At 65.4% G+C, this 24,878-nt stretch carries 23 protein-coding genes; 14 read left to right on the top strand and 9 right to left on the bottom strand.

Annotated elements, in window-relative coordinates; translation table 11 throughout:
* Window positions 1-16 precede the first annotated feature (16 nt).
* From fliS (AAFN88_RS11265) to AAFN88_RS11225, 9 genes are all read right to left on the bottom strand, one after another.
* Window positions 17-484, bottom strand: a complete 468-nt coding sequence (gene fliS / locus AAFN88_RS11265) for a flagellar export chaperone FliS (protein ID WP_347520404.1) — start codon at window positions 482-484, stop codon at window positions 17-19.
* Between the two features lie 60 nt (window positions 485-544).
* The gene (gene fliD, locus AAFN88_RS11260; RefSeq protein ID WP_347520403.1) at window positions 545-2,266 is read right to left on the bottom strand and encodes a flagellar filament capping protein FliD; all 1,722 of its coding nucleotides are present in this window, start codon (window positions 2,264-2,266) and stop codon (window positions 545-547) included.
* A 92-nt stretch (window positions 2,267-2,358) separates the two neighbouring features.
* On the bottom strand, window positions 2,359-2,709 hold the full coding sequence (locus AAFN88_RS11255) for a hypothetical protein (RefSeq protein WP_347520402.1): 351 nt from the start codon (window positions 2,707-2,709) through the stop codon (window positions 2,359-2,361).
* An 82-nt stretch (window positions 2,710-2,791) separates the two neighbouring features.
* Window positions 2,792-3,634 carry a flagellin gene (locus AAFN88_RS11250; RefSeq protein WP_347520401.1) on the bottom strand — a complete coding sequence of 281 codons (843 nt, stop codon included), beginning with the start codon at window positions 3,632-3,634 and terminating at the stop codon, window positions 2,792-2,794.
* An 87-nt stretch (window positions 3,635-3,721) separates the two neighbouring features.
* Entirely contained in the window at window positions 3,722-4,558 is an 837-nt protein-coding gene (locus AAFN88_RS11245) for a flagellin (protein ID WP_347520400.1), read from the bottom strand.
* Window positions 4,559-4,689: 131 nt separating this feature from the next.
* Window positions 4,690-5,526 (bottom strand): flagellin, encoded by an 837-nt coding sequence (locus AAFN88_RS11240; RefSeq protein WP_347520399.1) that lies wholly within the window; start codon window positions 5,524-5,526, stop codon window positions 4,690-4,692.
* Between the two features lie 87 nt (window positions 5,527-5,613).
* A complete protein-coding gene (locus tag AAFN88_RS11235; RefSeq protein ID WP_347520398.1) occupies window positions 5,614-6,450 on the bottom strand; it encodes a flagellin in 837 nt (278 codons plus the stop codon).
* Window positions 6,451-6,855: 405 nt separating this feature from the next.
* Entirely contained in the window at window positions 6,856-7,698 is an 843-nt protein-coding gene (locus tag AAFN88_RS11230; protein WP_347520397.1) for a flagellin, read from the bottom strand.
* 366 nt (window positions 7,699-8,064) lie between these two features.
* Complete coding sequence (locus AAFN88_RS11225; protein ID WP_347520396.1) at window positions 8,065-8,907, bottom strand: flagellin; 843 nt, start codon at window positions 8,905-8,907, stop codon at window positions 8,065-8,067.
* 659 nt (window positions 8,908-9,566) lie between these two features.
* Here AAFN88_RS11225 and fliS (AAFN88_RS11220) point away from each other — a divergent pair.
* From fliS (AAFN88_RS11220) to AAFN88_RS11155, 14 genes are all read left to right on the top strand, one after another.
* Window positions 9,567-10,022, top strand: coding sequence for a flagellar export chaperone FliS (gene fliS, locus AAFN88_RS11220; protein ID WP_347520395.1), 456 nt, complete (start codon window positions 9,567-9,569; stop codon window positions 10,020-10,022).
* Between the two features lie 36 nt (window positions 10,023-10,058).
* Window positions 10,059-11,765 carry a flagellar hook-length control protein FliK gene (locus AAFN88_RS11215; RefSeq protein ID WP_347520394.1) on the top strand — a complete coding sequence of 569 codons (1,707 nt, stop codon included), beginning with the start codon at window positions 10,059-10,061 and terminating at the stop codon, window positions 11,763-11,765.
* Window positions 11,766-11,784: 19 nt separating this feature from the next.
* Window positions 11,785-12,459 carry a flagellar hook capping FlgD N-terminal domain-containing protein gene (locus AAFN88_RS11210; protein WP_347520393.1) on the top strand — a complete coding sequence of 225 codons (675 nt, stop codon included), beginning with the start codon at window positions 11,785-11,787 and terminating at the stop codon, window positions 12,457-12,459.
* A 127-nt stretch (window positions 12,460-12,586) separates the two neighbouring features.
* Window positions 12,587-13,840 carry a flagellar hook protein FlgE gene (gene flgE / locus AAFN88_RS11205; RefSeq protein WP_347520392.1) on the top strand — a complete coding sequence of 418 codons (1,254 nt, stop codon included), beginning with the start codon at window positions 12,587-12,589 and terminating at the stop codon, window positions 13,838-13,840.
* Between the two features lie 240 nt (window positions 13,841-14,080).
* Window positions 14,081-14,404 carry a DUF1153 domain-containing protein gene (locus AAFN88_RS11200; protein ID WP_347520391.1) on the top strand — a complete coding sequence of 108 codons (324 nt, stop codon included), beginning with the start codon at window positions 14,081-14,083 and terminating at the stop codon, window positions 14,402-14,404.
* A 323-nt stretch (window positions 14,405-14,727) separates the two neighbouring features.
* Window positions 14,728-16,431: a flagellar basal-body MS-ring/collar protein FliF gene (gene fliF / locus AAFN88_RS11195; protein ID WP_347520390.1), complete on the top strand. Its 1,704-nt coding sequence runs from the start codon at window positions 14,728-14,730 to the stop codon at window positions 16,429-16,431.
* 15 nt (window positions 16,432-16,446) lie between these two features.
* A complete protein-coding gene (gene fliG / locus AAFN88_RS11190; RefSeq protein WP_347520389.1) occupies window positions 16,447-17,463 on the top strand; it encodes a flagellar motor switch protein FliG in 1,017 nt (338 codons plus the stop codon).
* 21 nt (window positions 17,464-17,484) lie between these two features.
* Window positions 17,485-18,282 carry a FliH/SctL family protein gene (locus tag AAFN88_RS11185; protein WP_347520388.1) on the top strand — a complete coding sequence of 266 codons (798 nt, stop codon included), beginning with the start codon at window positions 17,485-17,487 and terminating at the stop codon, window positions 18,280-18,282.
* Between the two features lie 80 nt (window positions 18,283-18,362).
* Complete coding sequence (gene fliN, locus AAFN88_RS11180; RefSeq protein WP_347521660.1) at window positions 18,363-18,671, top strand: flagellar motor switch protein FliN; 309 nt, start codon at window positions 18,363-18,365, stop codon at window positions 18,669-18,671.
* Between the two features lie 25 nt (window positions 18,672-18,696).
* The gene (locus AAFN88_RS11175; protein ID WP_347520387.1) at window positions 18,697-19,539 is read left to right on the top strand and encodes a MotA/TolQ/ExbB proton channel family protein; all 843 of its coding nucleotides are present in this window, start codon (window positions 18,697-18,699) and stop codon (window positions 19,537-19,539) included.
* 46 nt (window positions 19,540-19,585) lie between these two features.
* Window positions 19,586-20,950: a sigma-54 dependent transcriptional regulator gene (locus tag AAFN88_RS11170; protein ID WP_347520386.1), complete on the top strand. Its 1,365-nt coding sequence runs from the start codon at window positions 19,586-19,588 to the stop codon at window positions 20,948-20,950.
* Between the two features lie 47 nt (window positions 20,951-20,997).
* Complete coding sequence (gene flhA / locus AAFN88_RS11165; protein ID WP_347520385.1) at window positions 20,998-23,100, top strand: flagellar biosynthesis protein FlhA; 2,103 nt, start codon at window positions 20,998-21,000, stop codon at window positions 23,098-23,100.
* Entirely contained in the window at window positions 23,100-24,077 is a 978-nt protein-coding gene (locus AAFN88_RS11160; RefSeq protein ID WP_347520384.1) for a GTPase, read from the top strand. Before flhA ends, AAFN88_RS11160 begins: the two co-directional genes overlap by 1 nt.
* A 4-nt stretch (window positions 24,078-24,081) precedes the next feature.
* A complete protein-coding gene (locus AAFN88_RS11155) occupies window positions 24,082-24,870 on the top strand; it encodes a MinD/ParA family protein (RefSeq protein ID WP_347520383.1) in 789 nt (262 codons plus the stop codon).
* Window positions 24,871-24,878: the final 8 nt, after the last annotated feature.

Raw genomic sequence — 24,878 nt, 5'->3', positions numbered from 1 at the left:
CGGCTGCTTTGCGTCTTCAGATGGAAAGGGCGACGGAAGACGGCGCCGGCGTTTCCGGCTCCGTGCCCTCGGCGGCCGGCTTCCCCCCCGCTTGCGGAGGGGCGCTGCCCTGGCCATTCTTCGCCAACTCCGCCCAACTCGCCCTAACTTCACCGAGGGCGTTGATGATCTCGTCGCAGGCCGACGCGGAATTGCTCATGTTGACCTTCTGCAGATCGCGGAAGATCGTATGGTAGAACTGATCGAGCATCAGGGAGATGTCCCCGCCCCTCTCGAAATCGAGGTGCGACTGCAGGCCCAAGAGAATCTTGCAGGCCTTCTGGGTGGCGTTGAAACGATCCTCGATCCGGCCCTCCTGGATGGCCGCCTTCGCCTTGCCCACTTCCTTGATCATGCCGTCATAGAGCATGACCACCGCGCCCAGCGAGGTCGTCATGTTGGAGGCGGCCTGGTAAGCGGACAGAGCGTTGTAGGATTGTGTCACGTTCCCGAACCTCGATGCTTCACGGTCTCGCCCGCCGGCCGTTCCCGGCGGGAAGCTGGATCAGTCGTCGCCGCCCTTGAGGAAGGCCGAGAGCTGATCGGCCATTGCCTGGGCCTGGGCAACGGCCCGCTCCATGGCAGCATACTTCTCGACCAGGGTGTTCTGGTAGATCAGAAGACGGTCTTCCAAGGCCAGGATCTTGTCGCTGTAGTCCTCGCTCTGGGCCGTCAGGCGGTTCACCTCTTCCGTGATCAACCCGTCGGAAGCATTCACGTAGTTCTCGAGGTGCTGGTAGAGGCGCTCGGCGATGCCGGTCGTCGTCGTGATCGTGATGTTCTGGGCCACCGCGCCCGCATCCGAAGTGTCACGGCCATAGGCCAGCGACATACCTTCGTAAATCGTCCCCTCCAGACCGCGCAGCACGCTGCCGTCCACCTGGAAGGCATCGACCCCGCCGACCTGCAGGTTGGTGCCGTCGATGGCTCCGCCCGGATCGGTGATCACGAAGGTGCCGACCTCCAGAAGCTGGCCCCGCTTCACCAGCCGTACCTCGGCAGAACTCGACTGGAAACCGAATTCGAAGACGGCGCGCACCTGGTCCAGCTTGTCGACCAGGTTGGCATCCAGGGTCCCGTTGTCGATGGTCAGCAGGCCGTCTTCGCCGATCTCGATACCGACGCTGCGCAGGGTCGCCAGGTCGCTGGCCCCGACACCGTCGACGAGGTCGGCCAGGTCGCCGCCCAGGTCGCGGCCCAGAGAACGCAACAGGTTGTCGCCGAAGAGAATTGCCGCGGAGCCGAGCTCGCCGTCCTCGTTCACCTCCTGCTGCGACAGCAGGAAGGACTTTACATCGTTGTAGGCGGTGACGAACTCGTCGATCTGCGCCCTCGCCGCCGAGAGGTCGTTCTCGATCTCCAGGGTCACCGTGGTGCCCACGTCGGCCTTGAAGAGATCGATGGTCACGTTGTCGATAAGATCATCGATCTCGTTGGAATCGCGCTCGATAACGGTGGCGATGCCGTCCAGCGTGAGCTGCGCCGGCTGCGGCACCTGTAGAACTTCGGTATAGGTTGCGCCGTTGTCCGCGGAGAGCCCCAAGGCCGCCAGAGTGGCGCCGGCGTTGTCGCCGGTGACCTGGATCGCCTTGTTGGTGTCCTCCGCCGTCAGGACGACCCGATAGTCGCCGGCGGCGATCTTGAGAGCTGAGGCGCGAACGCCGGTCGTGCTGGAAACGGCGTTGATGGCATAGACCACGTCCGTGGCGGTCATGTCCGGGGTGACGGCGATGTCGGCGGTGGTCCCGCCGGCCAGGCCGACGGTGATGGTTTCCGTGACGCCCAGCGCCGTCGAGACATCGGCCAGCGTGCTGCCCGAGACTTTGTGAGCTTCGGCAATCTGCTGTACGACGATCTCATAAACGCCCGCAGCGGCATTGTTGGTGGCCGTGGCGCCCAGAATCTCGGTCGCCGCCGTCGCGGTGTTGGAGGAGACGAAGGCGGCCTTCTGCTCGAAGACGTTGCTCAGAATGCCGGTGGAGCCCGGCGGGTTGCGCAGCCCGTTGACCGCGGACTGAAGGTTGTTGAGAAGTGTCTTGAACTCATTGAACGCCGCGATGCGGGTATCGTTCTGCGAGATCTTGTTCTCAAGCCGGTCGATCGGGATCCGCTTGACGGCGAGCGAGGCTTCAATGATGGCAGCCGTGTCCAAGCCGGAAAACGAGCCGGTCAGCAGCGGGGAGTTTCCCAGGAAGGAAACCGTGCCCTGTGTTCCTGCGAGAGCCATAACACTTCTCCTACGCCCCCAATTCTACACCCCAGACTACTGCTGTATTTGCTTAAAAGCCGTTAAAATATCTTGGTTATCAAGGCATTAAGCTATACGGAAATGGTCTTGTTTGGCTTCTTACCCACACCCTGGAGGACCTCCTCCACGCTCCGGAATGCCTTTTCCGGAGGGAATTCCACCAAGATGTCGCCGTTCTGGCGATCGTAGACCCGGACGATCAGCCGCCCGCTGTCCTGATCCTTGTAGGTGGTCAGGGCGGAGTTCGGAGCGGCTTGCTGAAGCACCGGCTTGCTGGATCTCCCGCTGGCCTGCACGGCCTGCGGGCTCTCCACCTTCTCGGGCGTCATCGTCCTGGTGTCGACCGGCGGCGCTTTGGCCGGGGTCGAGGTGGTATTCGGAACCGCCGTCGACGAGGCGGTGCTCTTGATCGTCGTGTCCATGTGCTAAAGCCCTCCTTAGGCGGGCCTGCCGGACCGGCCGGGTGTGGCCCCTAAAGGCCACACCCAACCAGACAATCCGGGCTTACTGCAGAACCCGCAGCAGGGACTGCGGGATCTGGTTGGCCTGGGAGACGGCCGACACGGCCGCCTGGACCAGCACCTGGTTGGAGACCAGCTTGCTCTGCTCGGCGGCCAGGTCGACGTCCATGATGGACGACTTGGCCGCGTCGATATTCTCCAGCGAGGTCGCGATCTGCTGACCGCGGAACTCGAAACGGGAGATCAGAGCACCAGCCGTCGCACGCGCCTCGGAGATCGAGTCGATCGCCGTGTCGACCGCCGCCATCGCCGCAGAAGCGTTGCCGGGGGTGCTCACGCTGCTGCCGTTCACGCCAAGACCGGTGGTGGTGAAGGCGGTCACAGCCGCGCCCGGAGCGAGGTTGGTGAAGTCGACGGTGATGGTGTCGCTGACGTCGGTGCCGACGAAGTAGTCGGTCGCCGTCACCGTGCCGTCCAGAACCGAGTCGCCGTTGAAGCGGGTGGTCGCGGCAATACCGTTGATTTCGCTCAGCAGCTCCTGGAACTCGGCGTTGATGAAGCCACGCTCCGTGTTGGTCGGAACACCCGACAGCGACTGGGCCGCCAGGGCTTTCATGCGCTGCAGGACGTCGCCGATACGGGCGAGACCACCATCGGCCACCTGCACCACGGAGGCACCCTGGGCGGCATTGATGCCGGCCTGGGTCAGCGCCGTCACGTCAGCCTTCAGACGGGTGCCGATGGCAAGGCCGGCGGCGTCGTCGGAAGCCTTCACGATGCGCGAGCCGGAGGCCAGCTTGCTGACCGAGCTCGACGCCATGGACGAGTTGTAGTTCAGGAAACGGAGGGCGGAGTTCGCCGCCGTATTCGTAGCAACAACAGGCATCAGTTCATTCCTTCTACTTGAAGAGGTGGTGTCCCCCGCATCGCGCGGGGGACATATCCTGCCGGCCTACTTGGCCAGCCTATGTACCTACTGCAGCACCCGCAGCAGGGACTGCGGGATCTGGTTGGCCTGAGAGACGGCCGAAACCGCCGCCTGGACCAGCACCTGGTTGGAGACCAGCTTGCTCTGCTCGGCGGCCAGGTCGACGTCCATGATGGACGACTTGGCCGCGTCGATGTTCTCCAGCGAGGTCGCGATCTGCTGGCCGCGGAACTCGAAACGGGAGATCAGGGCACCAGCCGTCGCACGCGCCTCGGAGACGTCGTCGATCGCCGAGTCAACGGCGGCCATAGCCGCCTGAGCACTGGCAACCGTGCTGACTCCGTTGGCGGCCACGCCCAGCGTGGTCGCGGTAAAGTTGGCGGCGCCTGCCGCCAAGGCAGTGAAGTCGACGGTGATGGTGTCGCTGACGTCGGTGCCGACGAAGTAGTCGGTCGCCGTCACCGTGCCGTCCAGGACCGAGTCGCCGTTGAAGCGGGTGGTCGCGGCGATACCGCTGATTTCACTCACCAGCTCGCTGTACTCGGCGTCGATGAAGCCACGCTCCGTATCGGTCGGAACACCCGACAGCGACTGGGCCGCCAGGGCCTTCATACGCTGCAGAACATCGCCGATACGGCCGAGGCCGCCATCGGCCACCTGCACCACGGAGGCACCCTGGGCGGCATTGATGCCGGCCTGGGTCAGCGCCGTCACGTCGGCCTTCAGACGGGTGCCGATGGCAAGGCCGGCGGCGTCGTCGGAAGCCTTCACGATGCGCGAGCCAGAGGCCAGCTTGCTGACCGAGCTCGACGCCATGGACGAGTTGTAGTTCAGGAAACGAAGGGCGGAGTTCGCCGCCGTATTCGTAGCAACAACAGGCATCAGTTCATTCCTTCTACTTGAAGAGCCTTCTCTTCCGCCACGTCCTGCAGCGGAAGAAACAGACCAGCTTACCTAGCCGGCCAGGAACTCCTCCCCGGGAGGCGCCAAGCCTCCCGGGGAGAAACGCTAAATTACTGCAGCACCCGCAGCAGGGACTGCGGGATCTGGTTGGCCTGGGAGACGGCCGAAACCGCCGCCTGGACCAGCACCTGGTTGGAGACCAGCTTGCTCTGCTCGGCGGCCAGGTCGACGTCCATGATGGACGACTTGGCCGCGTCGATGTTCTCCAGCGAGGTCGCGATCTGCTGACCGCGGAACTCGAAACGGGAGATCAGGGCACCAGCCGTCGCACGCGCCTCGGAAACGCGGTCGATCGCCGTGTCGATCGCCGACATCGCCGCAGCGGCCGCGCCGGCCGTCGCCACATCGCTGGAGCCAACACCGAGGGTAGCGGCGGTGAAAGCCGCAGCACTGGCCGCCAAGCTGGTGAAGTCGACGGTGATGGTGTCGCTGACGTCGGTGCCGACGAAGTAGTCCGTGGTGGCGACCGTGCCATCCAGGACCGAGTCGCCGTTGAAGCGGGTGGTCGCGGCAATGCCGTCGATTTCGCTCACCAGCTCCTGGAACTCGGCGTCGATGAAGCCGCGCTCCGTATCGGTCGGAACACCCGACAGCGACTGGGCCGCCAGCGCCTTCATGCGCTGCAGAACGTCGCCGATACGGCCGAGGCCGCCATCGGCCACCTGCACCACGGAGGCACCCTGGGCGGCGTTGATGCCGGACTGGGTCAGCGCCGTCACGTCGGCCTTCAGACGGGTGCCGATGGCAAGGCCGGCGGCGTCGTCGGAAGCCTTCACGATGCGCGAGCCGGAGGCCAGCTTGCTGACCGAGCTCGACGCCTGGGACGAGTTATAGTTCAGGAAACGAAGGGCGGAGTTCGCCGCCGTATTCGTAGCAACAACAGGCATCAGTTCATTCCTTCTACTTGAAGAGGTGGCGCCCCCCGCGTCGCGCGGGGGACATATCCTGCCGGCCTACTTGGCCAGCCTATGTACCTACTGCAGGACCCGCAGCAGGGACTGCGGGATCTGGTTGGCCTGGGAGACGGCCGACACGGCCGCCTGGACCAGCACCTGGTTGGAGACCAGCTTGCTCTGCTCGGCGGCCAGGTCGACGTCCATGATGGACGACTTGGCCGCGTCGATGTTCTCCAGCGAGGTCGCGATCTGCTGGCCGCGGAACTCGAAACGGGAGATCAGGGCACCAGCCGTCGCACGCGCCTCGGAAACGCGGTCGATCGCCGTGTCGACCGCAGCCATCGCCGCCGTCGCAGCGGCGACCGTGCCAACCCAGGTGCCGTTCACGCTGATACCGGCCGCAGTGAAGGAAGACGCCGCGGCGGCCAGGTTGGTGAAGTCGACGGTGATGGTGTCGCTGACGTCGGTGCCGACGAAGTAGTCGGTCGCCGTCACCGTGCCGTCCAGAACCGAGTCGCCGTTGAAGCGGGTGGTCGCGGCAATACCGTCGATTTCGCTCAGCAGCTCCTGGTACTCGGCGTTGATGAAGCCACGCTCCGTGTTGGTCGGAACACCCGACAGCGACTGGGCCGCCAGGGCCTTCATACGCTGCAGAACGTCGCCGATACGGCCGAGGCCGCCATCGGCCACCTGCACCACGGAGGCACCCTGGGCGGCGTTGATGCCGGACTGGGTCAGCGCCGTCACGTCGGCCTTCAGACGGGTGCCGATGGCAAGGCCGGCGGCGTCGTCGGAAGCCTTCACGATGCGCGAGCCAGAGGCCAGCTTGCTGACCGAGCTCGACGCCATGGACGAGTTGTAGTTCAGAAAACGAAGGGCGGAGTTCGCCGCCGTATTCGTAGCAACAACAGGCATCAGTTCATTCCTTCTACTTGAAGCGTCGCCCCCTCCACCTCCTGCGGAGAGGTCCGATAGCGACCTACTTGGCCGCCGGAGCATGCGCTGGACGGAATCCGAGCACACAAATCCGTCTCCCCCTACGCAAGGGGGATGCCAAAAAGGTGTAATCGCTCCAGATTTACTTATGTACCAGAAGCTTAGAGAAGGAACCTCAGACCCGATGTAAGGCCGCTCGGGCCAAAAAGCGGCAAGATCTGCCGGCCTGGCTAGGCAAAATCTGCCGCCGGGCTCTCTGGCAAGGCAAGAGTTGCCGAGGGGAAAGTAAACAGATCCTTACTTTTCGGGGGCAAGGAGGCCGGGCGGCGCGCTCCCTGCGCGACCGCCCCTACCCCACGCCCGAAGATGTCCGGCCCAGGGCCGCTACTGCAGCAGCCTGAGGAGGGCCTGTGGCAGTTCGTTGGCCTGCGACAGCGCCGAGACCGATGCCTGGACAAGCACCTGCGACGAGACCAGCTTGCTTTGTTCCTCAGCCAGGTCGACGTCCATGATGGATGACTTCGCGGCATTGATGTTTTCAAGAGAAGTGGCGATCTGCTGCCCCCTGAACTCGAAGCGGGAGATCAGGCCGCCCAGGGTCGCGCGCGCCTCCGACACCAGGTCGATGGCGGCATCCACCGCCGCCATTGCGGCGCCGGCCGCGGATACCGTCCCGGCGCTCTCGGCGGCCAGGCCAAGCGACGTCGATGTATAGCCGGCCGTGGCCGCCAGGGTGCCGAAGTTGACGGTGATGACGTCACCCACCTCACTGCCGACGAAGTACTCGATCGGCGTCGCGGCCGTCGGGGAGCCGTCGAGCAGCGAGTTGCCGTTGAAGCGCGTGGTCGTCGCCATGGCCGTGATTTCTTCGCTGAGCTGCTGGAACTCGGCGTCGATGAAACCACGCTCCGTGTTCGAGGGAACGCCCGAGAGCGACTGCGCCGCCAGCGCCTTCATGCGCTGCAGCACGTCGGCGATGCGCGCCAGGCCGCCGTCGGCCACCTGCAGCACCGAGGCGCCCTGGGAAGCGTTGACCGCCGACTGGCGCAACACCGTGGTGTCGGCCAGGAGGCGCGTACCGATGGCCAGACCGGCGGCGTCGTCGGACGCCTTCACGATGCGCGAGCCGGAGGCAAGCTTCGACACCGAGGCGCCGGACATCATCGAGTTGTAGTTCAGAAACCGCAGCGCCGAGTTGGCCGCCGTGTTCGTCGTGACTGTGGGCATGGGTCTACTCCAATAACCTGTTGGGGCAGAGCCCCGAGAACCGACGTCCTGCCGGTAAAAACTGCGCCAAACAAACGACTTAAGCGCGGCCTGCCCCTATCTATGCAGAGATCGTGCCAACCCAAGAAATTCTATTTACTTCAGCAATATCAATATGATGAGCTGTCACCCAGGCACCAGGCCCGCCGCGCCGCGGCTGCCGATGGGAAGGGATTTCTCAACAAACATGGAAAAGTCTGCCGGGTGCGGCGGCTTCACGGCAGACGGCGGATAAAAGCCCTTCCCGTAAAAGCCGGGCCAAAAAAGCTCGGGGCGGAGCGCCTTCTTGGCCCCCCGCCCCGTTCACCTCTGCCCAAAGAGGTGTGGTTACTGCAGCAGTCTGAGGAGGGCCTGCGGCAGTTCGTTGGCCTGCGACAGCGCCGAGACCGATGCCTGGACAAGCACCTGCGACGAGACCAGCTTGCTTTGTTCCTCAGCCAGGTCGACGTCCATGATGGATGACTTCGCGGCATTGATGTTTTCAAGAGAAGTGGCGATCTGCTGCCCCCTGAACTCGAAGCGGGAGATCAGGCCGCCCAGGGTCGCGCGCGCCTCCGACACCAGGTCGATGGCGGCATCCACCGCCGACATGGCGTTGCCCGCGGCCGACACGGTCGAGGCGCTCTGCGTATCGAGACTGAGGTCGGTGGCGGTAAAGCCGGCCACGGCAGCCAGGGTGCCGAAGTTGACGGTGATGACGTCACCCACCTCACTGCCGACAAAGTAGTCGACCGGCGTGGCCGCCGCCGAGGAACCGTCGAGCAGCGAGTTGCCGTTGAAGCGCGTGGTCGTCGCCATGGCCGTGATTTCCGCGCTGAGCTGCTGGAACTCGGCGTCGATGAAACCACGCTCCGTGTTCGAGGGAACGCCCGAGAGCGACTGCGCTGCCAGCGCCTTCATACGCTGCAGCACGTCGGCGATGCGCGCCAGGCCGCCGTCGGCCACCTGCAGCACCGAAGCGCCCTGGGAAGCGTTGACCGCCGACTGGCGCAACACCGTGGTGTCGGCCAGGAGGCGCGTGCCGATGGCCAGACCGGCGGCGTCGTCGGACGCCTTCACGATGCGCGAGCCGGAGGCAAGCTTCGACACCGAGGCGCCGGACATCATCGAGTTGTAGTTCAGAAACCGCAGCGCCGAGTTGGCCGCCGTGTTCGTCGTCACTGTAGGCATGGGTCTACTCCAATAACCTGAGTGGGCAGAGCCCGAGAGCTGGCTGCTTGCCGGCGTCTCCTGTTCCCGGATGGACCCGGAAACAGGCGGGCGCCCTGTCTTCAGCACAGATCATGCCAATTTCAGGGAGCGTATTTTTTCATTATTCATCATATAGTTATGCCGTCATGTCGCGCGGAGGACCGCGGCAAAGTCTTGCGCCGGCTGGAATTTTCTGCATTGCCCAGCGGGCAAAGACTTCCTGCTCCATCGCGCCCGGCGGCGGCGCACTCGCCTGCTCCGGACCGCGGGACGTCGCGAGCCGCTGCGCGTGCCGCAGCATCTCCTTATAAGCATCATCACCTTATAAGACCGGCGCGCTCGCCCGAGCGCCCTATCCTCTCCCCAGCGGACGGCCGACCGGGCAAAGCTTGTCCTGCCACCCTGCAAGAACTGCCAGGCAGGAATGATCCGGCGCCAGCCCGCGAACGAAGATGCCGCATCGAAAGCCGCCGATTTCAGCCGGTTTCCGGCAGACCGAAGAGTTGGCCCGCAACTTGCGTTCTCCCTGCCGTGACTTGGAGTGGCCGGACGTTCCGCGTTCACCGCTCCTCAGCCCCCGAAAGCAGCAATGCCGTCTGGCGCGGCCCTGCCCCGGGAAGCAACACGGAGATAGAACAATGCCGCTTACCGCTACCGAAGCCTTTCGCAGCGAGGTGAAGAGGGCCCGTCCGACCGAAGTCGTCGTGATGCTCTATAACGAGGCCATTCTCTCGCTGACTGCTGCGATCAAGGCCATGCAGCAGAACGATATCGAGGAACGCTGCAACCGGATCAACGTGGTCACCGAGATCGTCGGCACCCTGCACATGAGCCTGGACATGGAAAAGGGCGGAGAGATCGCCGAACAGCTCGGCCGCATCTACCGCTTTGCCCTGGCGCAGCTCATCCGCGTCAACATCCACAGCGACGCCGAGGGCACCGCGAAGATCATCGATCTTCTGAAGCCCCTGCGTGATGCCTGGCAGGAAGTCGACCAGCGGATGTCCGAAGGTGCCGATGAGGCCTCGATGGAAGCCACCATCTTGCGCCGACTGGAAGCCGCCGGTTTCCGCCTGGACGTCCACGCCGCCTAAAGCGGTTCAGAACAAGAAAGACACGCGGACCCTTCGATGCAAGCAATCGCTCCGGATTTCTATACGCCCTTCGACGGCCGGTCCTCGACCCAGAAAGAGGATCGCGCCGGCGACGGGCTGTTTGACAGCCTCCTCCGCGAAGAGGAAGCCCGCTACGAAAGAGACACCCGCTCGGCACGGGAGCCGAGCCCTGTGCCCGGCCCCGTCCGGGAGGAGTCCTATGACGACTACGGGCGCGAGGATGTCCCTCGCGAGGAGCCCCTCGAGGACGCGCGGGAAGAGCGGCCTGCGGACGACCATGACCTGTCCGACGCAAGCGATGCGGCGGAGGACGACAACCAGAGCGAAACCCACGCGGACACCCCGGCCGCATCGGCTGAAGACACCGCGGAGGCGCCAACCGCGGACGACTCAGGCAGCGGCGAGAACGCTGCGGCTGCCACGGCCGAGACGCCGGCTGAGGATGAGACCGCGACCGCGGGGGATGCCGCCCCGGCGGCTGGCCCGGCCAAGAACGACGCCCCCGGCGCGCAGCATGCGAATGCCGCCGCCTTCGTGGTCCCGGGCCAGGAGGTGCGCGGCACCACGCCTGCGGGCGTGAAGGGTGACGTGCCCGGCACGGCGGACGCCGCCAAAGCCACCCCCGCGAATGCCGCTTCCGCCGCCGCCCAGAACGCACCGGCTCCGGCGGTCACCGCTGAAGAGGCAGCCGCCCTGCCCGCCAGCGCCGCGGCGCCGGCGGTCAAGGCCGCTGGCAAGGCCTCCGAGACCGCAACCTCGAAGGCGGCCAACCCGACCGCGGCGGCCAGCCGCCAGTCGCCGGACACGCCGCCGGCCAATCTGGCCGAAGCAAGCGGCCGCCCGGCCGCCGCCGCCACGACCTCCTCCTCCAATGGCCAGACGGTTACCACTGAGGGTACCGAAGGTTTGAGCTCGCGCCCCTCTGCCGCCTTGGGCGGTGGTGCGGCGACCGCGGCCCTGGCTCAGAACGGCGAGCCCCCGGCCAAGTCAGGCGGCCAGGCCAAGGCTGACGGGGCTGCCGGCGAGTTGCCCCAGCAGGCGGCTGCCGCCAACAAACCCGCTCCCCCAGCCAACCAGGCCGCCAAGGGGCAGGAAATCGCCGCTGCCGCCAGCGACAAGGCAGCCCAGGCTCTCACTCCGGCCGCCACCGCCGGCGGATCTGACGGCGCCGGCAGCAGCATGCAGCAAGCGCCCTCCGCCACGCCCGTAAGCGGCGGCGCGGCTCCGTCCGGCGGCAGCGTGCAGACCACCAGCTTCGCCGAGACTCTAACCAATGCCCGCCAGGGCGCCGCCGCGGATCCCTCCGAGCAGATCGCCCTTCAGGTCCGCCGCGCCCAAGTCGCCGGTCAGGATCAGATCAACATCAAGCTCCACCCCGCCGAACTGGGGCGCATCGAAGTGAAGCTTGAGAGCAATCACGACGGCACCCTGCGCGCCGTCATCTCCGCCGAGCGGTCCGAGACCCTGGACCTGCTTCAGCGCGACGCGCGGGGGCTGGAGCGTGCGTTGCAGGAGGCCGGCGTGAAGACCGACTCCGGCAGCCTCAACTTCAACCTCCGGGGCCAGAACCAGGGCCAGGACCAGAAGGCCGGCGGCGGCAACGCCGCGGAACGCGGCTCCCCTGACTCCAACGCCCGGAATACCGGGGCCGGCGAGTCGGCCCAAGCCGTTCCCCCGCAGCCGACGTCCTACCACGACGGCGCCCTGGACATCCGGGTCTAAGGCGGAAGGAGACTGAGTCATGCCGGTCGAAAGCGTACGTCAACCCGTCAACGGCGTTGAGTTCAAGAGCAGCGACGCCAGTTCGCTCACCAACGGGTCGTCGTTGGCCGAAACCTTCGACACCTTCCTGACGCTGCTGACCACGCAGCTACAGTACCAGGACCCGCTGGATCCGATGGACACCAACGAGTTCACCTCGCAGCTCGTCGAGTTCACCGGCGTCGAACAGGCCATCTCGACCAACAAGAAGCTGGACAGCCTGATTGCCCTGCAAAGCGAGATGCAGCTCAACGACGCGGTGAGTTACATCGGCAAGACGGTCGGTGCCGACGGCATCATCCTGATGCTTCAGGACGGCCAGTCGACCATCACCTACGACCTGGGCGCCAATGCGGCCGAGGCGAATATCCTGGTGATCGACGAGTTGGGCAACACGGTCCGTACCCTCCAGGCGGATACCGAGGTCGGTCACCATGAAGTCGTCTGGGACGGCCTCGACGACGACGGCGATCCTCTCGAGGACGGCCTCTACGGCTTCCTGGTGACGGCGATCGACAGCAGCGACAAACCGGTGCCCTTGGTGCAGGGCACCAAGGGCCGGGTGACCGGCGTGAAACTGGTCAACGACGAGGTGGTTCTGGAGATCGATGAGCTCGAGGTCGCGCTCAACGATATCCTGACCATCGCACAGTAGGCCGGCACGGCCCCAACACGGAACGATGCAGAAGTTTTAGAGTTTTCGAGCAACGAGAGAGCTGATTTCAGGCCCGGAAGCCGCTTCCAGAAGACCGCTATCCGGCCCTAACCAAGGAGACGAAGTCATGAGTATCTACGGCGCCATGTTTGCCGGCGTGTCCGGTCTGGCCGCACAGAGCAATGCCCTGGGCATGATCTCGGACAACATCGCGAACGTGAATACCGTCGGCTACAAGGGGACCAGCGCGCGCTTTTCCACGCTGGTGACCCAGGCCGCGACCCAGACCACGCACACCCCCGGCGGCGTCACGTCCTCGCCCTATTCCTACATCGACCGCCAGGGCCTGCTCCAGGGCTCCGCCTCCGGCACGGATCTCGCGGTCGCCGGCCAAGGCTTCTTCGTGGTCAACGAATCGGCGAATCCGGGCTTCAGCGACGACTTCTATTTCACCCGCGCCGGGTCCTTCAATCCCGACCAGAACGGCAACCTGGTGAACGCTGCGGGGTACTACCTGCAGGGCTACAATCTGCGCACCACCACGCCGCCGCCCAGCTCCAGCACCTTCACCGGTCTGGAGACCGTGAACATCTCGAACCTCTCGGGCAGCGCCGCGGCGACGACCAATATCGCGCTGGGCGTCAACCTGCCCTCCACGGCGGCGGTCACCGATAGCTTCTCGGTGACGGCTCAGGTCTTCGACTCCCTGGGCAACGCCCATGACATGAACATCACCTTCACCAAGACCGCCATCAATTCCTGGTCCTGGTCGGCCCAGAACCCGACCATGGCCGGCGTCGGCACCGCCACCGCGGCCGGTTCGGGCACCATCACCTTCGATACCGACGGTACGCCCCTCGCCTTCACGCCGGTCGCCCCCAGCGTCACTTTGACGGGTTTCACGACCGGTGCCGGCAACTCGACCGTCGCCTTGGATCTGGGCACCGTTGCGGGCACCGACGGCCTGACCCAGTTCGCCGGTGACTTCACCATTTCCAATATCGACCAGGACGGTGTCCGCTTCGGCAACTACACGGGCATCACCATCAGCGAGCAGGGCATCGTCACGGCCCTCTTCGACAACGGCCAGAGGCTGGACATATACCAATTGCCGCTGGGCATGTTCAGGAACCCCAACGGCCTAGAGTCCCGCAGCGGCAACGTCTATCTGGAGACCGACCGCTCGGGTAACTTCCAGCTGAACCTGGCCGGCAACGGCGGCGCCGGCGACATCGCGCCGGCCGCGCTGGAATCCTCGACGGTCGACCTGGCCGAGGAATTCACCAAGATGATCATCACCCAGCGTGCCTACTCGGCGAACACCAAGGTCATCACAACCGCCGACGACATGCTGGAAGAACTGATCCGCGTTAAACGCTAAAGCTGAGGTCTGAGGGGTGCATTTTCCCGGGATGATGATTAAAGACACATCCCGGGAAGGGCTCCCACGGCGCCCGGACACCCCCTCAACCCTTGGGTTTGCGCTGCTGCGGACGTTAAGATTAAGGAAGGCTTCAAGTTATCTCAATCTTAGCTTAACCGCCTGATTTAGCGAATTTTAAACAGCGCCGGCCTATCTTAGCGGGACCACAGAATTAATTTGAGAGACAGGATCTGTTCGATGTACTCCGACAGCTCAGGTAGGCCAACCAGCGTGATCGGGCCGGCAGGCAAGCCGCTCAGCTTGGACGACCTTCCGCCGCCGTCCACCAAGCGCTGGGTGATCCGCCGCAAGGCCGAGGTCGTCACCGCGGTGCGCGCCGGCCTGCTCACCCTGGAAGAGGCTTGTGAACGCTACAACCTCTCCGTCGAAGAATTCCTGTCCTGGCAAAGCCTGATCGACAAGCATGGAATGCGTGGGCTGCGTACCACGCGGCTGCAGCAGTACCGTCGCCATCTGGTCGGCCACCCCGAGAAGATGAGCGATACCCGCTCGACCTCGTGACCTCCACCGCCGCCAAGCGGCAGCATTGACATTCGGTTCTCTCGAAAACCCCGCCGGTCCTTCCGGCGGGGTTTTGCTTTCTGTGCTTAGGACGCCGTTAATCATCTTCGCCGAGGCCTGCCGCCACGATGGACTCCGCGGGGGGAAAATTCTTCCCATCAGCTAGGCAATAATTGCCCGCTGTTAACGTGACCTTTACCGGAAGCAATTAGCCTAAAAATACAAGCCAGCCAATGCGATGAACCGGTTCTCGGCAGGCTTGCGGAAGCCTCTGGTCGGCGGCTTCCGACGTTTGGGTCGATGATGCATCAGGACGGTCAACTTTGAACTCTCTCTTTGAGACACTGAAGAGTCTGGGCCCGGCCCGCCTCGGCATGATGGCGGCGGTGGCAGCAGGCATCATTGCATTCTTCATCTATCTGACCAGCCGCCTCGCCTCGCCGGAGATGTCGCTGCTTTATGCAGAGCTCGACGCGCAGGACAGCGGACAGATCATCGCCCGCCTGGAGCAGATGAACGTCCCCTACCGCATCGGCGAGGAAGGTGGAAAGATCTTCGTCCCGCAGGACCAGGTCGGGCGCACCCGCGTTGTCATGGCCGAGGACGGCCTGCCCAGCGGCGGCTCCATCGGCTACGAGATCTTCGACCGCTCCGAGGGCCTGGGGACCACCAACTTCGTCCAGAACATCAACCACGTGCGCGCCCTGGAGGGTGAGCTGGCGCGAACCATCCGCTCCGTCTCCTCGGTCAAGCAGGCGCGCGTCCATCTGGTGTTGCCGCGGCGGGAGCTCTTCAGCCGCGACCGGCAGGACCCCAGCGCTTCCATCGTCCTCATGCTGGGCGGCAGCCGCGGCCTGGACCGGCAGCAGGTGAGCTCGATCCAGCATCTGGTGGCCGCGGCGGTGCCCGGACTGAAGCCCACCATGGTCTCCATCATCGACGACCAGGGCAATCTTCTGGCCCGCGGCACCGAGGAAGGCAACGTATCGCAGACCGCCGGCCGCGCCGAGGAAATGCGCGTCGGTTACGAGTCGCGCCTGGTGCGCACGATCGAAGAGATGCTGGCCCGCTCCCTCGGTCCCGGCAACGTGCGCGCCCAGGTCTCCGCCGAGATGGATTTCGACCGCATCACCGAGAACGCCGAGATTTTCGATCCCGACGGCCAGGTTGTGCGCTCCACCCAGGTGGTGGAGGAGCAGGCCAGCAACCAGGACGGCGCGCCCGCCGGCGTCACGGTGGGCAACAACCTGCCCGACGCCCTGCCGGAGCTCGACAGCGGCAGCGGCAGCCAGAGCCAGACATCGCGCACCGAGGAAACCGTCAACTACGAGATCACCAAGACCGTCAAGACCCACATCCGCGAGGCCGGCATGGTGCGCCGGCTCTCGGTGGCCGTCATGGTCAACGGCAAGACAGTCTCCGACGCCGAGGGCAATCCCACCTACGAGCCGCGCACCGCGGAAGAGTTGGAGAAGATCACCGCTCTCGTCCGCTCCGCCGTGGGCTACGACGAGGAGCGCGGCGACACCATAGAGGTCGTCGAGATGCCCTTCATACAGGTTGCCGGCGCTGACGGGACCCTGGAGGAAGGCTACTTCGGCTTGACCAAGGCCGACCTCATGCGGATCGCCGAACTTCTGGTCCTCGGCGTGGTCGCGGTGCTGGTGCTGCTGCTGGTGGTGCGCCCGCTGCTCGGCCGCCTTCTGGAGGTCGACGAAGAAAGCCTTGCCGAGGGCGGCGGCCCCGCCCTCTTGCCCGACGGCAGCCCGCAGCCCGCCCTGGTAGGACCGGACGGCCAAGATGTCCCGCGCCTGGCCGGGGACCCGGGCACCGTGGTGGCCACACGCGTCGGCGAAGAGCGGGGCGGCGGGAAGAACATCGCCAACGAGATAGACCAGATGATCGACCTGAACCAGGTGGAAGGCCGCGTACGGGCTTCCTCGGTCAAGAAGATCGGCGAGATCATCGAAAAGCACCCGGAAGAAGCCGTGAGCATCATCCGCGGCTGGCTCCACGCAGAAATGTAAAGCGGATCCGATTCGATGCGTGTACGCGAAGACATCCAAAGCATGAGCGGCCCGGAGAAAGCCGCCCTCCTTATGCTCGCGGTCGGCGAAGAAAACGCCGCGCGCCTGTTCAGCATGATGGACGACGAAGAGATCCGCGAACTGTCGCAGGCCATGGCCAATCTCGGCACCGTCACCTCTGAACTGATCGAGCAGATGCTGGTCGAATTCGCCGACCAGATTTCGACCACCGGCTCGGTGACCGGCAACTACGACAGCACCGAGCGCCTGCTGATGCGCGTCCTCGACAAGGACAAGGTCGACGGCATCATGGAGGAGATCCGTGGCCCGGCCGGCCGCACGATGTGGGACAAGCTGGCCAACGTCAACGAGATGGTGCTGGCCAACTATCTGAAGAACGAGTACCCGCAGACGGTCGCCGTCGTGCTGTCCAAGATCAAACCGGAGCACGCCGCCAAGGTCCTGGGTGTCCTGCCCGAACCCTTTGCCATGGAAGTGGTGATGCGCATGCTGCGCATGGAAGCGGTTCAGAAGGAAGTCCTGGACGATGTCGAGCGCACCCTCCGCAACGAGTTCATGTCCAATCTGGCGAAGACCAACCGCCGCGACTCCCACGAGCTGATGGCGGATATCTTCAATTATCTGGACCGCACGCTGGAAACCCGTTTCCTCACCGCTCTGGAGGAACGCAACCGCGACTCCGCCGAGCGCATCAAGGCCCTGATGTTCACTTTCGAGGACCTCGGCAACCTGGATCCGGGCGGCGTGCAGACGCTGCTCAGCGCTTCCGACAAGTCCAAGCTGGCCACGGCCCTGAAGGGAAGCTCCGAAACGCTGCGCGATTTCTTCTTCTCCAACATGTCCGAGCGCGCCGCCAAGATCATGAAGGAAGATATGCAGGCCATGGGTCCGGTGCGCCTGAAGGACGTCGACGAAGCGCAGATGTACATGGTCGCCACCGCCAAGGAGCTGGCCGAGAAGGGCGAGATCATCATCAGCGAGAACAAGGGAGAGGACGAGCTCGTCTACTAACAGGGCGGGAGCGTCGCGATCATGAGCAACTTCGAGAAATTCCTCTTCGACATCTCCTTCGAGACCGAGCGCGAGCGCGAGGCGAGAGCGCGCGCCGCCGCCGTGGCCGAAGCCGTCGAAGAACCCCCGGCCCCGACCTTCAGCGAGGAGGAACTGCAGGCCGAGCGCCAAGCCGCCTTCGCCGAAGGCAAGGCCGCGGGCTTGGCCGAAGCGGAGCAATCCCATGCCAAGCGGTTGGCCGACGGCATTGCCGAACTGCCGCCCCATTTCGAGCGGATGGGCCTGGAACTGGAGCGCCTGGAGGCCGAACGCCGGCACGGTGCGCTGGATACCGCCGTCACGGTGGTCCGCAAGCTGTTTCCCCGCCTGGCGCGCGAGGGGGGCCTGGAGGAGATACAGGCCGTGGTCGAGGCCTGCCTGGAGCGCCTGCGGGACGAACCGCGCCTGGTGATCCGCTGCACCGACGGCGATCTCGACGCGCTGCGCGAGCGTATCGAGAGCAGCACCTGCCGCGGCAGCTTCGAAGGCAAGTTGGTATTCCTGGCCGACGAGGCCATCGCGCCGGGCGACGTCAGGGTCGAGTGGGCCGACGGCGGTGCGGAGCGCGACCAGGCCGGCCTGTGGAAGGAGATCGACGCCATCATCGCCCGCGCCCTCGCCCCGGCGGCGGCGCGCGCGGGAGAGCACGCTGAGGAGCAGACGCAAGGCCGGGGGCGGTCCCCGCGCGACGAAATTCAGGCGTCCAAGGACGCCCCATCCCCTTCCCAGCCGCCGGCCGCGGCCGGGGTCGAGCCGCTCCGGCGGGCACAGAGCGCCTAGCGGCGACAGTAGATTAGGAGGTCTCCATGACCGAAGACGAAACCTTGGATCTCGCCGACCTGGACGAAAGCGCCCCGGAGATGGAGGTGCAGGAAGAAGACGATGGCAGCCTGCCGGAGGCCAATCGCCCCCCGACCAACGCCAAGGAGTTGGAGGCCGTCTACGATATTCCGGTGCAGGTCTCGGCAGTGCTCGGCAAGGCCAACATGCAGGTCAGTCAACTGCTCAAGCTGGGCCGCGGCGCCATCGTCGAACTGGACCGCAAGGTCGGCGAAGCCATCGACATCTATGTGAACAACCGTCTGGTCGCCCGCGGCGAAGTCGTCGTGGTGGAGGAGCACCTCGGCGTGACCATGACGGAAATCATCAAGGTCGACCGCAGCAGCTGACGCGCGGATTTTGGAACCCAGGATCATGGCCGATACCCAGACCACCAGCGCCCAAGGGCAGGCGACCGCGGAAATGAAGAGTCCGCGGATCGGCCCGTCCGTGGACTTTGCCACGCTGCTCGGCGTCAGCGGTGCCTTCGCCATGATCGCCGGCGCCATGGTGCTCAGCGGCCAGGCGGCGGCTTTCCTGGACGTTCCCTCGATCCTGATCGTCATCGGCGGCACCTTTCTGGTCACCACGGTCTCCTTCAGCCTGACCGAGATCGGCCAGGCCCAGGGCCTGATGTTCCGTGCGGCGATCTATCACGCGGACTCGCCCGAGGACGCGGTCATGCAGTCGCTCTACCTGGCCGATCTGGCGCGTAAGCGCGGTCGCTTGGCCCTGCAGACCGTCACCGACAGCCTGCACTACGCGCCCTTCCTCTACCGCGCCATCTGCATGGTGGTGGACGGCATCCCCGCCGACGAGGTCGAACGCGTCATGAATCGTGAAACGGAAGCGACCTTCGAACGCCACCAGCGCGCCGCAGGGGTGCTGCGCCGGGCCGGCGAAGTGGCGCCGGCCATGGGCCTGATCGGTACCCTGATCGGCCTGGTCCAGATGCTGGGCAGCCTGGACGATCCTTCCACCATTGGCCCTGCCATGGCGGTCGCGCTGCTCACCACCTTCTACGGCGCCGTCCTGGCCAACATGGTTTTCAACCCCTTGGCCAGCAAACTGGAACGTAACGCGCAGATCGAGTCGATGGTGTGCCAGATCTACACGATCGGCGCGGCCTCGATCAGCCGCCAGGAGAACCCGCGGCGCCTCGAGATGATGCTGAACACCATTCTGCCACCTGCCGAGCGGGTGGCCTACTTCGATTAGTCAGAGTTGAACCGGATTTAACTTACTTGGGACTTGGAGAGAAGGCATGCGGCTTCTCATTGTGGGAACACTGGACGGACACATCGCCACGGCCGGCAAGCTGGCCCTGGAAAGCGGCGCCAAAGTCGCCCACGTCGACAACATTGACGCGGCGCTGACCGCCCTGCGTTCCGGCCAGGGCGCTGACATGGTGATGGTCGAGGTCAACCTGGACATCGGCGCCTTCTGCAGGAGCCTGAAGTCGGAGAGGATCTCGATACCGGTGGTTGCCTGCGGCATCGGGCCGGAGCCGGCCGCCGCCGCCGACGCAATCCGCGCCGGCGCGCAGGAATACGTCCCCCTGCCGCCCGACGCCGAGCTGATCGCCGCCGTGCTCTCCGCGGTTTCCGAGGAGACCAGCACCCTGGTGTTCCGCGATCCGGCGACCAGCGCCGTCCTGCGCCTGGCCGAGCAGGTCGCCCCTTCCGACGCCAGCGTCCTCATCACCGGTGAGTCCGGCACCGGTAAGGAGGTCATGGCCCGCTTCCTGCACTCCAAGTCCAAGCGCGCCAATCAGAGCTTCATCTCCGTCAACTGCGCCGCCATTCCCGAGAATCTTCTGGAATCCGAGCTCTTCGGCCACGAGAAAGGGTCCTTCACCGGCGCCGTGACCCGCCGCATCGGCAAGTTCGAGGAAGCCAGCGGCGGAACCCTGCTGCTCGACGAAATCTCCGAGATGCATCCGCGCCTGCAGGCCAAGCTGCTGCGCGCCATCCAGGAACGCGAAATCGACCGGGTCGGCGGCAGCCAGCCGATCAAGGTCAACATCCGCCTGATCGCAACGTCGAACCGCGACCTGGAGGAAGAAGTCAGGAACGGCAACTTCCGCGAGGATCTCTACTTTCGCCTCAATGTGGTGAACATCCAGCTTCCGGCCCTGCGCGAGCGGCCCCAGGACATCCCCATCCTGACCCAGCACTTCGCCGCCAAGTACTCCGAGGCCAACGGCGTGCCCACGATGGCCGTAACGCCCCAGGCGATGGAGGTGTTGAAGGCCCACCACTGGCGCGGCAACGTGCGCGAGCTGGAAAACACCATGCACCGGGCGGTGCTGCTGGCCCAGGACGGCAGGATCGGCCCCGAGGCGATCATGCTGACCGGTCAGAGCCTGAACCGGCACCAGCAGGTCGCCGAAGCCGGAGCGGACGCCGGCGAGAACGGCGGCGAAGCCAAGCAGCTTGTGGGGCGCACCGTGGCCGACGTGGAGAAGGATCTGATCCTCGACACCCTGGAGCACTGCCTGGGCAACCGCACCCATGCCGCCAATATCCTGGGCATCTCCATCCGCACCCTGCGCAACAAGCTGAAGCAGTACAGCCAGGATGGCGTGCCGGTGCCCCTGCCCGGCGAAGGCGAGCGCACCACGGCTTGATGCAGGCGGCTCGAAGCGATTGCGCAAGGTCCTGAAGGCACCCCGACATGGCTGAGACCAACACAGAGGCGGGCGCGGGCGGCGGTCAGTTGGCCGCTGCCTTCAACGCGCTGAAGCGTGGCGACATCGCGCTCGCGCTGGGCGTCGTCGCCATTCTCGTGGTCCTCATCCTGCCGATGCCGGCCTGGACCCTGGACCTTTCGCTGGCGATGTCGATGACCTTCTCCGTCCTCATCCTGATGACGGTTCTGTTCATCACCAAGCCGCTGGAATTCAACTCCTTCCCGACGGTTCTGCTGATCGCCACCATGCTTCGCCTGGCGCTGAACCTCGCCTCGACGCGGCTGATTCTGGCCAACGGCCACGAGGGGACAGACGCCGCCGGGCAGGTCATCCAGGCCTTCGGCAGCTTCGTGATGAGCGGTAACTTCGTTATCGGTATCATCATCTTCGGCATCCTGGTGATCGTGAACTTCATCGTCATCACCAAGGGTTCCGGACGTATCGCCGAGGTTTCCGCCCGCTTCAGCCTGGACGCCATGCCCGGCAAGCAGATGGCCATCGACGCCGATCTCTCCGCCGGTCTGATCGACGAGTCCGAGGCGCGCAAACGCCGCAAGGAGCTGGAGGACGAGAGCAATTTCTTCGGCTCCATGGACGGCGCGGCCAAGTTCGTGCGCGGCGACGCCATCGCCGGCCTGATGATCACCTTCATCAACGTCATCGGCGGCATCATCATCGGCGTCGCCCAGCAGGGCCTGACCTTCGGCGAGGCGGCTGAAACCTATACGATCCTTACCGTGGGCGATGGCTTGGTCAGTCAGATCCCCGCCCTGATCGTCTCCACCGGCGCCGGCCTGCTGGTCTCCAAGTCGACCGCCACCGGCTCCATGGACAAGGCGCTGATCGGCCAGTTGGGCGGCTATCCGCGCGCCCTCGGCCTGTCGTCCTTCCTGATGCTGTCGCTGGCCCTGCTGCCCGGTATTCCGGCGGTGCCCTTCCTCGCGCTCGCCGGGCTGGCCGGCACCGGCGCCTATTTCGCCAGCAAGCGCAACAAGGCGACCGCCGCGGCCGAGGCGAAGGCCGTCGCCGCACAGCAGACCGCGCCGGTGACGGAAGAGCCCATCGCCAACGCCCTGCAGATCGACCAGGTGCGCCTGGAACTGGGCTACGGCCTGCTGCCCATGATCAATGGCCAGGGCGGCCAGCGCCTAACCGACCAGATCAAGTCGCTGCGCCGCCAGTTGGCGCAGGAAATCGGCTTCGTCATGCCCTCGGTACGCATCCAGGACAACCTGCAGCTCCCGGCGAACACCTATGTCATCCGGGTCAAGGAGATCGAGGCGGGACGCGGCGAGCTGCGCCCCAACATGCTGCTGGTCATGGACCCGCGCGGCGAGAAGATCCCCCTGCCCGGCGAGGAAACGGTCGAGCCGACCTTCGGCCTGCCGGCCATGTGGTGCGACGAAGGCAGCCGCGAGGAAGCCCTGTTCCGCGGCTACACCGTGGTCGACCCGCCGACGGTGGTGACCACGCACCTGACCGAGTTGATAAAGGACAATATGGCCGAGCTGCTGTCCTACGCCGAGACGCAGAAGCTGCTCGACGAGCAGGACAGCGAGCAGCAGAAGCTGATCGCCGACCTCGTTCCCACCCAGATCACCGTCGGGGGCCTCCAGCGCGTCTTGCAGAATCTGTTGGCCGAGCGCGTCTCCGTGCGCGACCTGCCGACCATCCTGGAAGGCGTCTCGGAGGCCTGCGGCTATACCCGCAACGTCACCGCGATCACCGAGCACGTGCGCGCGCGCCTGGCCCGCCAGATCTCCAACGACTCGGTGAATCACGAGGGTTTCATACCGATGATCACCTTGTCGGCGCAGTGGGAGCAGGCTTTCGCCGAAGCGATCGTCGGAGAGGGCGAGGACCGCCAGCTTTCCATGGCCCCCACGCGCCTGCAGGAGTTCATCGGCGCCGTGCGCCAGACCTTCGAGCGCCACGCCATGATGGGCGAGAGCCCGATTCTGCTGACCTCGCCCCCGGTGCGGCCCTTCGTGCGCTCTATCGTCGAGCGCTTCCGCCCCTCCACCGTGGTGCTTTCTCAGAATGAGATCCACGCCAAGGCGAAGATCAAGACGCTGGGTCAGATCTGATGCTGCTGCGCACCTTCACAGCGAGAACCGCCACCGAGGCGATGCAGCAGGTCCGCGAGGTGCTGGGCGACGAAGCGATCATCCTCTCGACCCAGGACGACGACACCGGCATCAAGGTCACAGCGGCACTGGAACCGGCGAACGGCGCTGTCCCGGAAGCCGCGCCGGACCGCCGTGAGTCCTGGGAGGAGCTGGAAGCCGCCGACCGCATCGCGGAGGTGCTGGATCATCACCGGGTTCCGCGCGGCTTGGCGGACCGGCTGCTCAATGCGGCAGCCAACACGTCCACCGACGACTGGATGATGGCCTTCGCCGCGGCGCTGGATCATGAATTGAGCTTCCTGCCGCTGGGCGACATCGGGCCGGAACGCCCGGTCATGCTGGTCGGCCCCTCCGGCGCAGGCAAGAGCGTCACCGCCGCCAAGCTCTGCGCCTGCGCAAGGCTGGCCGAGGGGCGTAGCCTGCTGATCACCATGGACGGCGGCAAGGCCGGCGGCCGCGCCCAGGCCGAGACCTTCACCAAGGCGCTCGACGCCCGGCTGGTCTGCGCCGAAGATGCCGCGGCGGTGGGCGCCGCGGCCGCGGCGCGCGCCAACGACGAGATCGCCATCATCGATACCGTCGGCTGCAATCCCTTCGACGCCGCCGAGCGCGGTGCCCTGCGCGAAGCGGCCAACGCCGCCGGCGCCGCCATGGCACTGGTGCTTCCGGCCGGTGGAGACCCGGCCGAGACCGCCGACATGGCGCTGGCCTTCGCAGAAGAAGGGGTGCGGTGCCTGATCCCCACCCGCCTGGATTCCGCGCGCCGCTTCGGCGGTCTGATCAGCGCCGCCCACGTCGGCGGCATGAGTTTTCTCGCGGCGGGTGTCTCCCGCCATATTGGCGGCGGCCTGGTCGCCGTCAACCCGGTTTCCCTGGCGCGCCTGCTCAGCAGCCGGGCGCCTTTCCAAGCCTCCACCCTTCTCGCGGCGGACTAACAGAATGATCGAAGCCCCCATGATGGAACGTGAAGAGCAGCGGACGAGCTGCGCGAACATGCTGGCGGTCGCTTCCGGCAAGGGCGGCGTCGGCAAGACCTGGCTCTCCGTCACTCTGGCGCAGGCCCTTGCCCGCGGCGGCGGACGCGTGCTGCTGTTCGACGGCGACCTGGGCCTGGCCAACGTCGACATCCAGCTCGGCCTGCACCCCTCCAACGATCTGGGCGGCGTGCTGGACGGCAGCTACGAACTGAAGGAGGCGGCGACCCATCACGACGCCGGCGGCTTCGACGTCATCGCCGGGCGCTCGGGCAGCGGCAGCCTGGCCAACATTCCCGCCGGGCGCCTCCGGCAGCTGATGGACGACCTGGCCGCCCTGGCGTCTTCCTACGACCGGGTGATCCTGGACCTGGGTGCCGGCCTGGAGCGCACCGTGCGGGATCTGGCCGCCGCCGCCCGCACCACCTTGGTGGTGGCGACCGACGAGCCGACTTCGCTGACCGACGCCTACGCCTTCATCAAGCTGGCCCAGATGCAGAACCCCAAAGCCGATCTGCGCATCGTCATCAACATGGCGACTTCTCCGGCAGAGGGTGAACGCACCTATGCCACCCTGCTGAAAGCCTGCGAGTCTTTCCTGAAGATATCCCCGCCGCTGGCCGGCGTGATCCGCCGCGACAGCAAGGTGAAGGACGCCATCCGCCACCAGGTACCGTTGCTCGTCCGCCACCCGAACTCGCAGGCGGCCAGCGACATCGAAGCCCTGACACGGCGGCTTAACGGCAAGACCTGAAGGGCCCT

Origin of the sequence: Pelagibius sp. CAU 1746, assembly GCF_039839785.1 — a bacterium.
Taxonomy (GTDB): Bacteria; Pseudomonadota; Alphaproteobacteria; order Kiloniellales; family Kiloniellaceae; genus Pelagibius.
The sequence above is the reverse complement of the archived record's forward strand: the minus strand, read 5'-3'. Positions and strand labels throughout refer to the sequence as shown.

What these genes read in the sequence shown, in the direction of transcription:
- fliD (WP_347520403.1), bottom strand. Translation starts at nt 2,266, where the DNA reads ATGGCTCTCGCAGGAACACAGGGCACGGTTTCCTTCCTGGGAAACTCC.
- AAFN88_RS11255 (WP_347520402.1), bottom strand. Translation starts at nt 2,709, where the DNA reads ATGGACACGACGATCAAGAGCACCGCCTCGTCGACGGCGGTTCCGAAT.
- AAFN88_RS11250 (WP_347520401.1), bottom strand. Translation starts at nt 3,634, where the DNA reads ATGCCTGTTGTTGCTACGAATACGGCGGCGAACTCCGCCCTCCGTTTC.
- AAFN88_RS11245 (WP_347520400.1), bottom strand. Translation starts at nt 4,558, where the DNA reads ATGCCTGTTGTTGCTACGAATACGGCGGCGAACTCCGCCCTTCGTTTC.
- AAFN88_RS11240 (WP_347520399.1), bottom strand. Translation starts at nt 5,526, where the DNA reads ATGCCTGTTGTTGCTACGAATACGGCGGCGAACTCCGCCCTTCGTTTC.
- AAFN88_RS11235 (WP_347520398.1), bottom strand. Translation starts at nt 6,450, where the DNA reads ATGCCTGTTGTTGCTACGAATACGGCGGCGAACTCCGCCCTTCGTTTT.
- AAFN88_RS11230 (WP_347520397.1), bottom strand. Translation starts at nt 7,698, where the DNA reads ATGCCCACAGTCACGACGAACACGGCGGCCAACTCGGCGCTGCGGTTT.
- AAFN88_RS11225 (WP_347520396.1), bottom strand. Translation starts at nt 8,907, where the DNA reads ATGCCTACAGTGACGACGAACACGGCGGCCAACTCGGCGCTGCGGTTT.
- fliS (WP_347520395.1), top strand. Translation starts at nt 9,567, where the DNA reads ATGCCGCTTACCGCTACCGAAGCCTTTCGCAGCGAGGTGAAGAGGGCC.
- AAFN88_RS11215 (WP_347520394.1), top strand. Translation starts at nt 10,059, where the DNA reads ATGCAAGCAATCGCTCCGGATTTCTATACGCCCTTCGACGGCCGGTCC.
- AAFN88_RS11210 (WP_347520393.1), top strand. Translation starts at nt 11,785, where the DNA reads ATGCCGGTCGAAAGCGTACGTCAACCCGTCAACGGCGTTGAGTTCAAG.
- flgE (WP_347520392.1), top strand. Translation starts at nt 12,587, where the DNA reads ATGAGTATCTACGGCGCCATGTTTGCCGGCGTGTCCGGTCTGGCCGCA.
- AAFN88_RS11200 (WP_347520391.1), top strand. Translation starts at nt 14,081, where the DNA reads ATGTACTCCGACAGCTCAGGTAGGCCAACCAGCGTGATCGGGCCGGCA.
- fliG (WP_347520389.1), top strand. Translation starts at nt 16,447, where the DNA reads ATGCGTGTACGCGAAGACATCCAAAGCATGAGCGGCCCGGAGAAAGCC.
- AAFN88_RS11185 (WP_347520388.1), top strand. Translation starts at nt 17,485, where the DNA reads ATGAGCAACTTCGAGAAATTCCTCTTCGACATCTCCTTCGAGACCGAG.
- fliN (WP_347521660.1), top strand. Translation starts at nt 18,363, where the DNA reads ATGGAGGTGCAGGAAGAAGACGATGGCAGCCTGCCGGAGGCCAATCGC.
- AAFN88_RS11175 (WP_347520387.1), top strand. Translation starts at nt 18,697, where the DNA reads ATGGCCGATACCCAGACCACCAGCGCCCAAGGGCAGGCGACCGCGGAA.
- AAFN88_RS11170 (WP_347520386.1), top strand. Translation starts at nt 19,586, where the DNA reads ATGCGGCTTCTCATTGTGGGAACACTGGACGGACACATCGCCACGGCC.
- flhA (WP_347520385.1), top strand. Translation starts at nt 20,998, where the DNA reads ATGGCTGAGACCAACACAGAGGCGGGCGCGGGCGGCGGTCAGTTGGCC.
- AAFN88_RS11160 (WP_347520384.1), top strand. Translation starts at nt 23,100, where the DNA reads ATGCTGCTGCGCACCTTCACAGCGAGAACCGCCACCGAGGCGATGCAG.
- AAFN88_RS11155 (WP_347520383.1), top strand. Translation starts at nt 24,082, where the DNA reads ATGATCGAAGCCCCCATGATGGAACGTGAAGAGCAGCGGACGAGCTGC.